Origin of the sequence: Paenibacillus sp. FSL R5-0766, from assembly GCF_037971845.1 — a bacterium.
GTDB lineage: Bacteria > Bacillota > Bacilli > Paenibacillales > Paenibacillaceae > Paenibacillus.
Map to the genome: position 1 here is coordinate 2,291,874 of NZ_CP150227.1, position 14,684 is coordinate 2,306,557.

General features: G+C 47.4%; 11 protein-coding genes. 9 read left to right on the top strand and 2 right to left on the bottom strand.

Features of this window, described 5'->3' with window-relative positions; translation table 11 throughout:
* Positions 1-128: 128 nt before the first annotated feature.
* The 7 genes from MKY66_RS10440 to MKY66_RS10470 all read left to right on the top strand — a co-directional run bounded on the left by MKY66_RS10440 (position 129) and on the right by MKY66_RS10470 (position 9,827).
* Positions 129-1,442, top strand: coding sequence for an extracellular solute-binding protein (locus MKY66_RS10440; RefSeq protein WP_076208995.1), 1,314 nt, complete (start codon positions 129-131; stop codon positions 1,440-1,442).
* A gap of 105 nt (positions 1,443-1,547) precedes the next feature.
* Complete coding sequence (locus tag MKY66_RS10445; RefSeq protein ID WP_036609591.1) at positions 1,548-2,429, top strand: sugar ABC transporter permease; 882 nt, start codon at positions 1,548-1,550, stop codon at positions 2,427-2,429.
* A gap of 36 nt (positions 2,430-2,465) precedes the next feature.
* Positions 2,466-3,320: a carbohydrate ABC transporter permease gene (locus tag MKY66_RS10450; RefSeq protein ID WP_256704141.1), complete on the top strand. Its 855-nt coding sequence runs from the start codon at positions 2,466-2,468 to the stop codon at positions 3,318-3,320.
* A gap of 30 nt (positions 3,321-3,350) precedes the next feature.
* A complete protein-coding gene (locus tag MKY66_RS10455) occupies positions 3,351-5,132 on the top strand; it encodes a sensor histidine kinase (RefSeq protein ID WP_076208993.1) in 1,782 nt (593 codons plus the stop codon).
* The gene (locus tag MKY66_RS10460; protein ID WP_076208992.1) at positions 5,129-6,715 is read left to right on the top strand and encodes a helix-turn-helix domain-containing protein; all 1,587 of its coding nucleotides are present in this window, start codon (positions 5,129-5,131) and stop codon (positions 6,713-6,715) included. Before MKY66_RS10455 ends, MKY66_RS10460 begins: the two co-directional genes overlap by 4 nt.
* 90 nt (positions 6,716-6,805) lie before the next feature.
* Positions 6,806-9,382, top strand: a complete 2,577-nt coding sequence (locus MKY66_RS10465; protein WP_076208991.1) for a glycoside hydrolase family 2 protein — start codon at positions 6,806-6,808, stop codon at positions 9,380-9,382.
* A 214-nt stretch (positions 9,383-9,596) separates the two neighbouring features.
* Positions 9,597-9,827 (top strand): hypothetical protein, encoded by a 231-nt coding sequence (locus MKY66_RS10470; RefSeq protein WP_076208990.1) that lies wholly within the window; start codon positions 9,597-9,599, stop codon positions 9,825-9,827.
* A gap of 117 nt (positions 9,828-9,944) precedes the next feature.
* On the opposite strand, the gene MKY66_RS10475 is transcribed toward MKY66_RS10470, so the two are convergent.
* A complete protein-coding gene (locus MKY66_RS10475) occupies positions 9,945-11,060 on the bottom strand; it encodes an FAD-dependent monooxygenase (protein WP_076208989.1) in 1,116 nt (371 codons plus the stop codon).
* 270 nt (positions 11,061-11,330) lie between these two features.
* Between MKY66_RS10475 and MKY66_RS10480 the strand changes: the two genes are divergently transcribed.
* Positions 11,331-11,813 carry a MarR family transcriptional regulator gene (locus MKY66_RS10480; protein WP_076208988.1) on the top strand — a complete coding sequence of 161 codons (483 nt, stop codon included), beginning with the start codon at positions 11,331-11,333 and terminating at the stop codon, positions 11,811-11,813.
* Positions 11,814-11,909: 96 nt separating this feature from the next.
* Here the strand turns inward: MKY66_RS10480 and MKY66_RS10485 are convergent, their stop codons facing one another.
* Positions 11,910-12,209, bottom strand: a complete 300-nt coding sequence (locus MKY66_RS10485; protein ID WP_076208987.1) for a hypothetical protein — start codon at positions 12,207-12,209, stop codon at positions 11,910-11,912.
* Between the two features lie 405 nt (positions 12,210-12,614).
* On the opposite strand from MKY66_RS10485, the gene MKY66_RS10490 reads away from it, so the two are divergent.
* Complete coding sequence (locus tag MKY66_RS10490; RefSeq protein WP_076208986.1) at positions 12,615-14,639, top strand: Na+/H+ antiporter; 2,025 nt, start codon at positions 12,615-12,617, stop codon at positions 14,637-14,639.
* The last annotated feature ends 45 nt before the right edge of the window (positions 14,640-14,684 follow it).

Sequence of the window (14,684 nt, forward strand, 5' to 3'; positions counted from 1 at the left end):
CAGCAAAGTAAGTTCCAAACAGGGGAACCGATATTTTTCACCCCTGCATCCGTGGATCGTCACCTTACGGTATGATAGCGTTACCATTTACAATAAGTGTATTCAAATCGCCGAGGGGGATTATAGAGATGTTGAAAAAATGGCTTTCGGGTTTCCTGGCAATAACATTGTTCTCCATTATTCTGGCTGGCTGTGCTGGCGGGGACACTTCAGAAGGAGGCAGCGGCAACGACAAAGTAACCGTCACACTCTGGCACAACTGGACCGGACAGGACGCAAAGGCGGTTGCGATGCGCAAAATTATTGAAGATTTCCGCGCGGCGCATCCAGATATCGAAGTTGTGGATGAAGGCTTGCCAACAGATGGTCTCAAAACCCGGCTTCGTACGGTGGCAGCTGCCAACGAGATGCCAGACCTGTTCGTGATGTGGCCGGATGCCATGACGAAGGAATTTGTCAAAGGGGATCTGTTACAGCCCATTAATGCAGAGCTGGACGCAAAGCCGGAGTGGAAAGATAACTTTATCCCGAATGCACTGGACGGATACACCGTAGACGGGAATATCTACTCCGTGCCGATGAATCTGGCGCCAAGTTCCTTCATTTATTACAATGAAGCTCTTTTCAAACAGTACAACGTAAAAGTGCCTGAGACATGGGCGGAACTGGAACAAGCGATTGCTACTTTTAATCAAAATAAAGTCATTCCCATGGCACTTGGCAACAAGGCCAACTGGGTAGCTCAATCAACGATATTCAGTACACTGGCTGATCGGATTACCGGTACGGACTGGTTCCTGAAAGCGGCAGCACAAGATGGTGCAAGTTTTACCGATCCGCAATTTATTGAAGCCTTGAACAAGATGCAGGAGCTTGGCAACACCAAGGCATTCCAGGATGGATTCAATAGTATCGATGAGACACAGATGATGCAGCTTTATTTCCAAGGTAAGGCAGCGATGGTCATGAACGGCGGATGGGCCTTGGCTAATCTGGTGAACAATGCACCTGAAGAGGTGTTGAACAACACACATATTACGATTCTTCCTCCAGTGGACGGAGGTCAGGGTGAACCAAGAACAACATCCGGTGTTGTAGGAACCGGGTTGGGTGTAAGTAAAAAGCTGAGCGGCGCACAAAAAGAGGCAGCGATGGAGCTGTTCTACGCGCTGGCAGGACCTGATGGTCAGAAGGCCACGTTGGATAGCAGCACATTGGTGAGTTACAAGATTGATCTGGACAAAACCAAGGCACATCCATTGTTCGTTGAATTATATGATCTGATGCAGGAAGTGAAAATCACGCCAGTATACGATTCCAAGCTGGGATCGGCAACGGTTGAGGTTATTAATAATGCATTGCAAGAGCTACTAATGGGCGGCAAGGCGGAAGACATCGCAGCCAAAATTCAGGCGGCTCAAGCCAATGCAGTTAGTCAGTAATCATTCGTTAGAACCCCTTCCCGGCAGGGGAGGGGTTTTGAGTCTGGACGAGATAGTCAGTTGCAAGTTGAGAAAGGCATTCATTCAAGGAGAGGAAGTGAACAGATGAACGCACTGCGAAGTCGGCGTTTTATTATGCTGGGGCTGGCCCCGGCAGTCATCATTTATGCATTGTTTGTATTTGTACCGGTCGTATGGTCGGCATACTACGGTTTCTTCAACTGGTCCGGCATCGGCGCATCCAAATATATTGGTATGGATAATTACGTAGAGATCTGGCATGATCCTGTATTTTGGCGGGCACTGAAAAATAACGTTATCTTTGTGTTGGCATCGGTCTTTGGACAAATTCCGTTAGCGCTGATGTTGGCGGTCATCTTACACAAAAGCAATCCATTACAGCGGTTTCTGCGCTCAGCCGTATTTCTGCCGATGGTGTTATCCACTGTCGTTATCGGTATGATCTGGCAGTATATCTATCATCCGCAGATCGGGATATTGAATTTTCTGCTGGACGCTCTGGGGCTGGAAAGTTGGAAGCTGCAATGGCTTTCCGATGACAAGATTGCCATTTTCTCTTTGGTACCGCCGCTGCTCTGGAGCTTTGTTGGGTTGTATCTAATTATCTTCATCTCGGCGTTGCAGAATATTCCAGGCGAGATTCATGATGCTGCCAAAATAGACGGTGCTTCAGGAATCCGGAAGCTGGTATCGGTCTCTTTGCCCATAATCTGGGGTACGGTTCAGGTTGCAATCATTCTATGTATTTCGGGTAGTCTGAAATCATTCGATCTGGTTTACATCATGACCAAGGGTGGTCCGGCACATGCGACGGAACTGCTTGCAACGTATATGTACAATTCAACCTTTACAACATACCGATATGGTTTTGGTAGTGCGATCTCAACAACCATCGTACTGATCTCGCTGCTGCTGATCGGAACAAGCCAGTGGCTAACCAGTCGCAAACGAAAAGAGAATCAATAGAGAGGAGGAGTTATCATGCAAGTGACACCTGTATCCATGCCATCACCACGAAGCAGCTCGGGCCATCCGATTCGCCGCCTACGTAGCGGAATTGTTTGGACGCTGCTGACGGTCTATGGTATTTTAACATTGTATCCGTTCTACTGGCTCGTGATTAGTGCATTCAAAACAAATGAAGATTTCTATAGCAGGCCCTTTGGACTGCCGGAAAACTGGAATGTTGCCAATTTCAGCAATGCATGGGAAAGCTCCAGGCTGGGGACCGCTTTTGGCAATTCACTAATCGTATCGGTGGGGTCACTTATTCTGACGCTGTTTATTGCAGCGCTGGCTTCATTCATCCTGGCTCGTTTCCAGTTTCTCTGGAAAGGGTTAATCATGACCTTCTTTGTTGTGGGGATGCTCATTCCGATCCATAGTACACTTGTCCCTTTATTCATTCTGATGAAACAGATGTCATTGTTGAATACGTACTGGGCCTTAATCTTACCTTATACGGCTTTTGCACTGCCTACGGCAATTTTTGTGCTTACGGCTTATCTGACAAGTGTTCCACGTGACATTGAAGAGGCGGCTTTTATTGATGGAACAGGCCTGTGGGGGCTATTTACCCGAATTATGCTGCCGATGTCCGTCCCTGCGTTGTCCACGGTTACGATCCTGAGTTTCCTGCATGCGTGGAATGACTTTTCATTTGCGCTTGTGTTCATCAACAAAACCGGATTGAAAACGTTACCGCTGGCCATTGCGAACTTTGCGGATGGATATCAGACGGATTACGGATTAACGCTTGCTGCCATGACCCTGTCGGTCATTCCAACCATTATTCTGTATCTTATATTCCAGGAACAGGTTATGAAAGGCATGACCGCAGGAGCTGTCAAAGGGTAAGCGAAAGCGCATCCAGAGGAGGAGAAACGTTTGGCACGCTGGCTCACATCTTCATTACAAAGGAAGCTATCCGTCGTTGTGACGGCTTCAATGATTGTGCCTTTGCTGGCCTTGGGCCTGTTCGCCTTTCTGATCTCTTCCAGCATCACAGAGCAAAAAACAAAGCTGTCCGGCATGGATACGCTGAAACAGGTAGAAGCAAATCTTCGTTATATGTTGCAGGATGCCGAGAATCTCTCCATTTTCCTGATTGGAGAACGGGACATCCAGCAGTATCTTAGCCACAATGAAGATCATGAGCTGGACCGGGTGGATATTCTGGGCAGAATGACCAATCTGGCGGCTTCCAAGAAATATATCGCCAACATCGCCATATATCCGGGACGTTTTGATGCCACATTGTCAACCGCTACCTGGTATGAATCCAATGAATCCAACCTTTCGTATCCCTCTGTTCCCAGTGGTGAAGCAGTCAAACAATGGACGGGAGTATACCCAGTTCAGAATTACGCGGGTATTCAAAATGTGATCACATTGGTTCGGCCGATTCGCAGTATCCATGATTATCGACCCATCGGCTGGTTAGCCATTAGTCTGGATGAGAAGGCCATATCCAAGGGATGGGCCGCTCTGGGATTAGGCAGAGGGCAAGGCAGACTGGAACTCATCGGCAGTTCTGGAGAGATTCTGTCTTCGATGGACAAATCCCGGCTTGGGCTTAAGCTGGAAGGTGTCGAACCAGGGATTACAACGTTGATTCAGGATGGCGGTAGCGGAACCACCACGTATGGCAGTGGTGACGATAAACGGACGTTGCTCTATTATCCGGAAGAACTGACGGGGTGGACGTTGGTTGGAACGGTTCCTTATGACCAGTACAAGTCGGAGAATCGGTACATTCTTATTCTAACTGGCTGCGCCGTTGCCATGTCTGCTGTGATCAGTGCTGGATTGGTCTGGTTTACGGTGCGGCGTGTGACGAGGCCGCTTCGTGTACTCACCCGGCATCTGTCTCGAATTGATCCGGAACGCCCGCTTCCTTTGTTTCGATCAGAAAGTGATGACGAGATTGGCAGGCTTGGGGAGAGTTACAATCTGCTCGGTGCACATATTCAGTTATTGAAGGAAGAGGTTATTCGAGGTGAAGCTCGCAAAAAAGAAGCGGATCTTCGGGTGCTTCAGGCGCAGATTAACCCGCACTTTCTGTATAACACACTCTCTTCAATTCATTGGATTGCCTTGATGTCTGAAGAGAAGCGGATCGCGGATATGGTTGAGGGCTTGAGTGACTTTCTACGCATCAGTTTAAACAATGGTCAGGATTATTGCCCTGTGGAACAGGAGATTGCTCATATTCGCCATTATGTGCGTGTGCAGTCGATTCGTTTCCCTGATCAATTTGTGTTGCATTATATCGTAGATCCAGCGCTTGAGAAGCGAGTGATGCTGAAGCTATTGCTGCAACCGCTCGTTGAGAACGCCATGATTCATGGCATTCAGCCCAAAGCAGGCGTAGGCACCATCACCATAATGATTCGTAAGGACCCGGATAATGAACAGATGAATGTGCTCGTGCTGGATGATGGTGTTGGCATGGAGCCGGACAGACTGGAGCAATTAAGGATAAGTATTAGGGAATGGAAGGGAAAACAGCCGGAAAAACAGCTAAACCAAGGCGGTTATGGGCTCTGCAATGTAAATGAGAGACTGCTGCTCCATTATGGAGCGGATGCACAGCTTGAAGTAGACAGCAGGGTTGGGGGAGGTACCCGGATTTCGTTTTCCATTCCAATCTTGGAGGGTTCGCCATGAGACTATTAATTGTTGATGATGAAGTGATTATCCGTACAGGGCTTGCCAGCGTTATCGCTTGGCATGACCTCGGAATTGAACTTCTTCAACCTGCTGCCTCGGCAGAGGAGGCGTTAACACGCTTGGCTGAGGAACGTCCACATATCCTGATGACGGATATTCGGATGACAGGCAGATCGGGACTGGAACTGGCAGAAGAGGGTCTGCGATTGTTACCTGAGCTGGAGGTCATTATTTTGTCTGGATACGATGACTTTTCTTATGCCCAACAAGCGATTCGCCAAGGTGTTACAGATTATCTGCTCAAAACAAGTAAGCCGGAGGAGATTATCAAGACCGTATTACAGGCCAAACAGCGAATCACGGAACGTTGGGCAGAGAAGTCCAGAGAGGGCCAACTTATGCGGGAGAATCGGGAGCGGTTATTTGCTGGATGGATCATTGATGGTGACACCGCTTCGGGTCATTTTCCTTCATTCTTGCGAACTGATGCTGGAAAAGAGGCAGGGGTTGTTGGCCTTGATGATGAACAGATTCTCAGACAAGTCATTATTCTTCGAGCGGAGGGTTGGGATCGATCCTCGGATGCGCTATTACGATTTGCGGTGCAGAATACTCTGGAGGATATGTTACCTGGTGCCATTGCTCATGTAGAGAAACAGCAAATTATTTGTGTAGTTTCATGGCCGCCTGTGGAACATGAAACTACGTTCAGGCTGGAGAGTGCATTACGTCGGGTGGAGCAATTACTGAAGTGCACCCTGCGCGCAGCCGTAGGTCTGCCTGTGCGTGGATATGCAGATCTGCACGAAAGCTACAGAACTGCTTCAGCTGCATTCCGATATCGGGGTTTGATGAATTACAAAGTATGGCATTATGAGCACGTTCAGGATCGCCAAGGCGGTAAAACTGTACTTACGCACGAAGAGGAGACCAGACTTGGTACAATATTGCTGGATAATGATTCAGTCACGTTAACGACATGGACGCGGGAACTTGTGGCTAATCTTGTTACGGAACCGGAGGTCACACCAGAATCGTTCAGTGCTTGTTTGCACTCAGCCGTCATTGCAGGTCATCGCTGGCTAACTCGCACAATGCGAGCCACAGGGCATGAAGAACCCGCAAGGCTCGAGCCCTGGTTGCCGGAACCGGATGCTGAAGCTGGTGACCTCGGGGATATGCTGTTCCATCATCTGTATGGTCTGATGCATGTCTATCATAGCCGAATGGGTCAGGGACAGGCTGCCCATGTGCAGAGGGCTATCGGTTATATTGAATCTTCATTGGCGCAGGATATTAATCTGCAGCAGGTAGCTGGACATGTTCATTTGCATCCGGGTCACCTCAGTGAACTGTTTAAAAAAGAAATGGGTGTGACCTTCGGAGATTTTGTCACCGATATGCGTATACGAAGAGCGATGGATATGCTCGCGGTGTCTCCAGCTAAGGTTAGTGAAGTCGCTGCCATCAGCGGCTACGAGGACGTGAAATATTTTAGCAGACTGTTCAAAAAACATACCGGCAAAACCCCGAGTGAATATCGCGAGGAGGCAATGTCGTTTAAGCCTTCGGGAAGTTAGAAATGAGGAGATTGGGAAACATGTCTTGCATTTCTGCAAACGTTTTCGATATGGTATTACTCAGAGATATTGGAGAGTGAGGGCATACTGATGAAGACCCATAGTTCAAGTCAGGATTTATCGGGACAATGGAAGATACAGCATTTTGAAGTTGGAGAGAAGCGGGCAATGGATGTGGCAGCTGCTACACTGGATGACCGTTTCTGGATTGGGGCTGAAGTGCCTGGCGATGTACACGCTGCACTGGTTGAACGCAGTATCATTGATCCGCCCTATTACGGACATAATGATGCCAAAAGTCGCTGGATTGAGCAAAAGGAATGGTGGTACCGCACAACCTTCAATCTGGTGAAAGATGCAGAGACCGAGGAGCACTTTGAATTGGTGTTCGAAGGATTGGATACGTTTGCAACGGTATATGTCAATGGCCATGAAGTTGGGAAAACGGCCAATATGCTTATGTCACATACGTTTAATGTAACGTCTCTGGTACGCAGCGGCTGGAATGCGATTGCTGTCAAGTTTGATCCGCTTCACCTGCATCACCGGGACAAAGAAACCTTCGACTGGTCCTCGTATACGAAGGAACGACCGTGGTTGCGCAAAGCAGCGATGAACTTTGGCTGGGACTGGGGTCCGCGTATGGTTACGGTGGGGATCTGGGGTGCTGTACGGCTGGAAAAACGAACAATCGCCAAGCTGGAAAGTGTGTATGCCCGAACGGAATCAGTCAGTATAGAGCTTGCTGTATTACATGTCACGGCGGATGTGAAGTCGGTCTTGTCTTACCGTAGCAGACAGAAACGTGAGCAGGCTGTGGTTGCGACCTGTAATATTCGTCTGCTGGATCGCAGCGGAAACGATGTGGCAGGTGCCACTGAATTACCTGTAGAAGGTGGTAAGGCAGATATCACATTAAACGTTACGTCACCTCAGTTATGGTGGACTCATGATCTGGGTGAGCCGTATCTGTATACGCTGGAGGTTACATTATACGCCGATGGCGTTGAGGTGGATCGTTATAACGAGCCTTATGGGTTACGAACAATTGAGCTCGCTCTTCACAATGAACAGGGTGAGGATGCATTTACTTTTATTCTGAACGGAGTCAAAGTATACGCCAAGGGTGCCAACTGGATTCCGGCTGATCATCTGATTGGTGCCATCCCAACCTCCCGGTATCGTGAGCTTGTGGAGCTGTCGGTGGAAGGTCATATGAACATGCTGCGTGTCTGGGCTGGTGGTATATATGAGAAGGATGTCTTCTACGATGAGTGTGATCGGCAAGGGGTGCTGGTGTGGCAGGATTTTGCATTCGCGAACGCGTTGTTCCCGGATTTCAATCGTGATTTCATGGATAATGTGCGGCAAGAGGTAGAAAACAATGTCTTGCGCCTGCGTAACCGTGCTTCGCTTGCCATCTGGTGTGGGAATAATGAGATTGACTGGCTCTATGATATGAAGTCGGCGAGTGGAGATATTACCAGCCCGTTCTACGGTGAACTTATCTATCATGAGCTGATCCCTGAAGTGCTGGAGCGATTGGATCTGTCTCGTCCATACTGGCCTTCTTCGCCGTTCGGGGACAGCAACGGTCAGGATGCGAATGACCCGGATGTGGGGGATCGTCACAACTGGCAGGTATGGCATGGTTCGGTCTATCCAAGGAAGCATGGAGAGCCGCCGCTGCTGGACTACAGTATTGAAGGTGTAACGTTCAAAAATTACAAAAACGATCATGCGTTGTTCAGCAGTGAATTTGGTATGCATGCCTCGGCCAACCGTTACACGCTGGAGAAAAATATGCCTGCAGGGCAGTTTTACTGGGGGAGTCCGGAGATGGCCTATCGTAACAAGGATACCAATCACCAGAAAGGCATTTTGCTAATGGAGGGTTATACAGGGATTCCGCAAAATATAGAGGAATACATGAACTATTCCATGCTGACTCAAGCAGAAGGATTGCGCTATGGAATTGAACATTTCCGACGTATTAATCACCGTAACAGCGGTGCGCTTGTGTGGCAATTGAATGACAGTTGGCCAGGGACAAGCTGGTCCATGATTGATTATGAACTGCTGCCGAAGGCATCCTTTTATTATGGGAAAATATTCTTTCATCCTGTCCTGTTGTCACTGGAGCATGAGCCGGGGGAGCCGCTTGCGTTGTGGGTTGTGAACGATACACGTGACGTCTTGAAGGGGGAGCTTCGACTCAATGTCTATGCATTGAATGGAGAGAAGATCTACTCCAGCTCACATGCTGTTGAGGTAACATCCCAATCCTCACGGTGTATTGCTGAATCAACTGAAGTAGAGGTATTACAGGGTAGACGCGCGGAGGAAGTAATGGTTGAGTTGGTATCCGAAGGATTTGCGGCACCGAGTAATCGTTACTTCTTGCGCGATCCTAAGGATGTGACGTTGCCAGAGTCGCAATTGAGCGTACATGTGAACGAGGAGGAGCAGTCTGTTACGGTTACGGCCAGTGGTGCGATTGCACGATTGGTGAAGCTGGAGCTTCCCCTTGGGCGTGTCCGATTCAGTGACAATTATTTCGATCTGCTCCCCGGTGAGAGCCGAACAGTGAGACTACTTCACCCAGAGCAAACGTCTCTGCCACTGACAGAACTTCGAGTTAGTGCCATGAACGGCAGAGAAGGATAAAATAATAATCACAGACTTCGAATCTTATTCGAGGTTCAAGGTGGTAATCCTGATCAGGGATGCCACCTTTTTTACTTTTTGCAGCAGGGTGAGTTCCTGTCGTTGTGTCAGATGGTTTTGTCCTTATTCCACAAGCGAAACTTCCAATCGGGTTCCCATCTTGGCACATTCGGGTTAGAATGATAAAGAAATCGTTTTCAAAGGAGGTGGATTCATGTCATTTGTCTTTTACCCGGAGATGGTTATATTCATTCTGATGTTGATCCTGCTGATTATTGGTATCGTATATATCGTTCGTAAAAGCAAACAAGTATTGCGCCGCTTAAGCAATCTGGAGAAAGCAGTATATGAAAAAGATAACATCTCATCCTATCCGAAGGACGTTGATACTGTACAAGAAGGAGCACCCAGAGAAGACACGTTTGCTCCACGCAAACGAAAATGAAGAAGGATACGGAATTACATAAAAAAGATAAACCAACAAACCAAACAGCCGATTCTTCTCTATAAGGAAGTGATCGGCTGTTTGGGCATATAGGCATTTAATCCGTATTAACTGGGTTTAGAGAAAGGATTCATAACGCTGTTGGAAAGAGGATTCCATCTCCACTTGCCGAGCAAGTTGTTGCTGTACCTTTGCCCCGCGAATCGTCTGAAGTTCCTGAAGTTGTGCAGTGGAACTGAATTGATCTGCAGCCATTTGGACAAGTAATTCGGAGAGCACATCCGCATCTTCGAGCGCGGCATTAAGTCCAAACGCACCGGTTGGTGTCATGGTATGAGCGGCATCACCGATGAGTACAACATTGTCCTGTGCCCACGACGGGCAATAGCTGCTTTCGACAGATAACAGAACAAAATCACTCCAGCTCTGAATGTTGGCAGCTACAGAATCAGACAGGCAAGGAAAAGCAGATACAAGTTTATCTACAAAAGGAGCAATCGGCTGCTCTCGCAGCTTGGAGTATGCTCCCTCGGGAATGTTCCATCCAATCTGAACATAACCGCCGAACTGTGAGAACAGTGCGAGCTGTTGACCATCCATGCTGGCCATTCGAACAGCGGGTTCCCAGCCTACGGGTGCCGGAATGCGTGCCCAGAGCAGATCATACCCGTGCTTGCGAATCTCCGGGGTCATACCGGAATGTTTGCGTACAGCAGAGTATCTGCCATCAGCACCCACAATAACAGATGCCTCAATGGAGGCAGGAACGCCGTTCTTCCGAATGTTAATACCCACGACCTGGCCGTTCTTGTCTCGTAACAAACCGGTCATAATCGTATTGAAAAGTACTTGTTCATATGAACTGTGCTGCCGAGCATGCGACACGATGGCTTCCAGGAGATGATCTTGGGGTACATGAATACCAACATGAGATTCTCCATTGCCCGGTGATACCGTATGAATAATCTGCCCATTTTCCCAATACTGAATCTGTTCCAAGAGCAGTGCTCCGCGTTCCTGGATGAGGGAATAGAGGCTGTGTTTATTTAAAATGGCTTCGCCGTCCATATTGAGCAACTCCCCGCGAAACGACTTGTGCAGGTGGGACTGCCGTTCAATGAGCATCGTGGAGATTCCATTTTGGTTCAGTAAATAAGAAAGCAAAGCACCGCCAGGTCCAGCGCCGACGATGCAAACATCTGTTTTAAGTTGAGATTGTGTATTCTGATTCATGTGCATAAGTCCCTTGCAATATAATGGTGACGCTTTATTTACTTTATAACAACAGATTTATTAAAATCATTAAGTAACTAAAAGTAACTTTAAAGATATAGGTTATTATAAACAAACCCGTTGCTATAATGCAATAGGTGAAACCCAAAATAAAACAAGAGTCATGCAGTCAACGATAGGGTGTCGGATACAAGCGCATTTTTCACAAACATCATAGTGTAAATATGTTACAATATAAGGTAGGTTATGATGAAAGGCGGAGGAACGTTTATGAGCCCGGATACGGAGCGAAACTCTCAATTGGCAAATGTAGATCAATTGTTGGAGGCCTTCTTCAGATATAAAAACAAAGTATTGGATCAGCAGCAGAAGACCGAAACCAACTGTAAACTGAATCCGACAAAAAGTCATATATTGGGCATGATTTTACGTGAAAAACGTTGCATGGCGGTTGATGTGGCCAGACAACTCAGTTTGTCTTCCGGCGCGACCACTATTGTACTGAATCAACTGGAGACGGAAGGGTTGATCCAGCGGGTGCGCAGTGAAGAAGATCGGAGAATTGTGTGGCTGTCCTTAACGGATGAAGGCGTGCAGCTCGCCAAGACACTTAATGCGAATCGCGGCCGAATGACGTGGGAATTGTTGCAAGCACTTTCCGAAGAGGAGCAACAGCAGATGTTTGGCATGCTGAAGAAAATTGAGCTGAAACTGCTGGAGAACATGAAGTCGTTTGAGCAGATCCACCGATAGTCCAGATATGACTTGATCCTTGAAGACGTCAGTCCTCATGAGTTCGTCCCTAATTGCGGGGGGATGAATCTTGAAGACTGGCGTTTTTGAGTTGATTTACAAATGAAAGCGAGCCACATGATCCGTAAAGCCTTCCTGGATCAAAACTTCTTTTTGTTTGCTGCCCATCAGGTCAAAGTGGGGAAATGGCTGCCGCCGATGAATGTATCGCGGGTCCAGCCCATGATCGTTGCACCAACGCTCGAGACGTTCCAGATTTGCACAGCCAACTTTGGTGACACTGGTGATACCGGGGAATCGGTTGTCAATCCAGAAATGAGTGAGGTACGCAATCTCACCACGAGCCACTTGTTCCTTCCACGCAGCAAGCTCCTGTCGTTTAATTCCAAATGCCATAGATGCAAGTTCCTTTCCAAACGGGTATTGTCCTGAGCATATTGTAACATCTTATATACAGAATCCATCAGAATTCTTCAATCTATATAAGTTAACTAAAGATTATTTACACTGACACTACGATGACAGAATAACCTTCCAATCGCTGTTATCCCCAGATTTTTTTGATTTCCTTTTCCAAAGGGGAAAATCCGGGGATAAAGGCGAACGCTTCGCTTTTTCAGGTTTTTTCTGTCCTCTCCGTTGTCGTGTAAATGATTAGTTTCAATTATATAAACTAGTCTGAGAGCAGTTAAATGGGTATATGAATATGACAATATTTTTATAACAAAGTCTGGATTATGTTAAAATAAACCTATACAACAAAGGTTTCACCACTTCTATAGCGGAAAGGGATTTGTCATCATGGAAATATTTATTGCCGTACTTGTGTTACTGGTACTGATTGGTTTATCCAATATTTTAAACCGGTTTGTACCCTTTATTCCCATTCCGCTCATTCAAATTGTGCTTGGTGTAGCTATAGCTTTGCTTCCTGCAGGTGTTCATCTGCCGCTGAATCCGGAGTTGTTCTTTGTACTGTTCATCGCACCTTTGTTATACAACGATGGTAAGCGAACACCAAGGAATGAATTATGGAATCTGCGTGCACCTATACTTCTGCTTGCGCTGGGACTGGTGTTCGTGACGGTGGTTGTGGCAGGATATGCCATTCACTGGCTGATTCCTTCGATTCCGTTACCTGCTGCTTTTGCTCTTGCAGCCATACTGTCGCCGACAGACGCTGTTGCCGTTGGCGCCATGGCAGGGCGAGTACATTTGCCCAAAGGCATACATAGGCTTCTTGAAGGTGAAGCATTAATGAATGATGCATCCGGCCTCGTGGCCTTCAAATTCGCGATTGCAGCCACGGTTACAGGTGTGTTTTCCCTGGCGCAGGCAACCTTCAGTTTTATTCTGATTGCGATTGGTGGACTTCTTGTCGGGGCATTGTTATCTTTTCTGTTAATCAGGCTAGGGGTATGGATCCGTAGATTGGGCATGGAAGATGTGACCATTCACATGTTGCTGCAAATCCTGACGCCATTTATCATCTATCTGGTAAGTGAAGAAATTGGGGTATCAGGTATTCTTGCGGTAGTGGCAGGCGGTATTATCCACGCCATTGAGCGTGACCGCGCTGAATCGGTTCAGTTGAAAATGCAGGTGGTATCTGCGAGCACTTGGTCAGTCATTTTATTTATACTAAATGGTCTGGTGTTTGTTATTTTGGGTGTACAGGTACCGAATGTGTTGAGTACCATTTTTGAAAATGTTTCGTTTAATAATCTGCAGGTGTTGGGATATGTGGGCTTGATCTCGGTGCTACTGCTGGTTCTGCGTTTTCTCTGGATCTATCTGTTCTGGCAAGGGAATGAAATGCTGCGTACCAAATCCTCAATTGGCAGACCTAGATTCAAGGATATAACGATCATTTCCCTCTCTGGGGTGCGGGGGGCTGTAACATTGGCGGGTGCGTTTTCCATTCCTTATGTGCTTCAGGATGGATCACCTTTCCCTGAACGGGATCTGATTATTTTCCTGGCGGCAGGGGTTATCCTCTTCTCTCTAATTGCGGCGAGTGTGTTTCTTCCAGTTCTGGCCAAAGACGATGGGAAATCCACAGAAGAAACACCGCAGAAGTCAGAACGAAAAGCACATGACATTATGCTGAATGCGGCAATACGAGCTGTCAAATCCGAAATGAACGATGAGAACAAAGCTGCAGCACTCGCGGTTGTCTCCGACTTGTCCAAGTACATCAGACAGGCCGCAGGTCAGCTTACCGCCGATAAACGCAAAGATATTCAGAAACAAGAAACGGCTATTAACCTGATTGCCACCCGGGCGGAGCGTAAAGAAGTTGAAGTAATGCTGGACGAAAATGCAATTGCTTCTGATGCGGCCTTCAAATGTGACAGCTGGCTGGATCGCAAGGAAATGATGCTGGCGAATCGCACAAATACTCAGTTCATGACTTCGATCAGCGAGATCGGGCGTGTGTTAGGACATCTGTTCACCAACCGGTCCGAGAAGCCGAACCAACCATTCATGCTTGAAAATGCAGAACTGTTCCGTCAGGTGAAGTTACGTACCTCTGAAGCAGCCATTAAGGCCATTCGTGCCCATATGAACGATGGGAATCGAGTTGTCGCACTGTCGGTCATTGCCAAGTATGAGCGTGTAATTGCCAAATTGCGCACCTGGAATCAGGGTAAAACGGAAGATCCGTTTAATCAGGAGAAGCTGGAGTTGCAGATGGTGGCCATTCAGGAACAGCGTAATACAGTGCAACAACTGTATGAAAACGGTGAAATCACCCGTGATGTGGCTGCAAAACTGCGCCGGTTTATTAACGACGTGGAAGCAACTGCGCTGAAAAATACCTAATCCGATAAATCCGATATTTTAAATATGCTAAACGGTTTGATATAA

Coding starts and splice junctions, on each gene's coding strand:
- MKY66_RS10440 (WP_076208995.1), top strand. CDS start 129: ATGTTGAAAAAATGGCTTTCGGGTTTCCTGGCAATAACATTGTTCTCC.
- MKY66_RS10445 (WP_036609591.1), top strand. CDS start 1,548: ATGAACGCACTGCGAAGTCGGCGTTTTATTATGCTGGGGCTGGCCCCG.
- MKY66_RS10450 (WP_256704141.1), top strand. CDS start 2,466: ATGCCATCACCACGAAGCAGCTCGGGCCATCCGATTCGCCGCCTACGT.
- MKY66_RS10460 (WP_076208992.1), top strand. CDS start 5,129: ATGAGACTATTAATTGTTGATGATGAAGTGATTATCCGTACAGGGCTT.
- MKY66_RS10465 (WP_076208991.1), top strand. CDS start 6,806: ATGAAGACCCATAGTTCAAGTCAGGATTTATCGGGACAATGGAAGATA.
- MKY66_RS10470 (WP_076208990.1), top strand. CDS start 9,597: ATGTCATTTGTCTTTTACCCGGAGATGGTTATATTCATTCTGATGTTG.
- MKY66_RS10475 (WP_076208989.1), bottom strand. CDS start 11,060: ATGAATCAGAATACACAATCTCAACTTAAAACAGATGTTTGCATCGTC.
- MKY66_RS10480 (WP_076208988.1), top strand. CDS start 11,331: ATGAGCCCGGATACGGAGCGAAACTCTCAATTGGCAAATGTAGATCAA.
- MKY66_RS10485 (WP_076208987.1), bottom strand. CDS start 12,209: ATGGCATTTGGAATTAAACGACAGGAGCTTGCTGCGTGGAAGGAACAA.
- MKY66_RS10490 (WP_076208986.1), top strand. CDS start 12,615: ATGGAAATATTTATTGCCGTACTTGTGTTACTGGTACTGATTGGTTTA.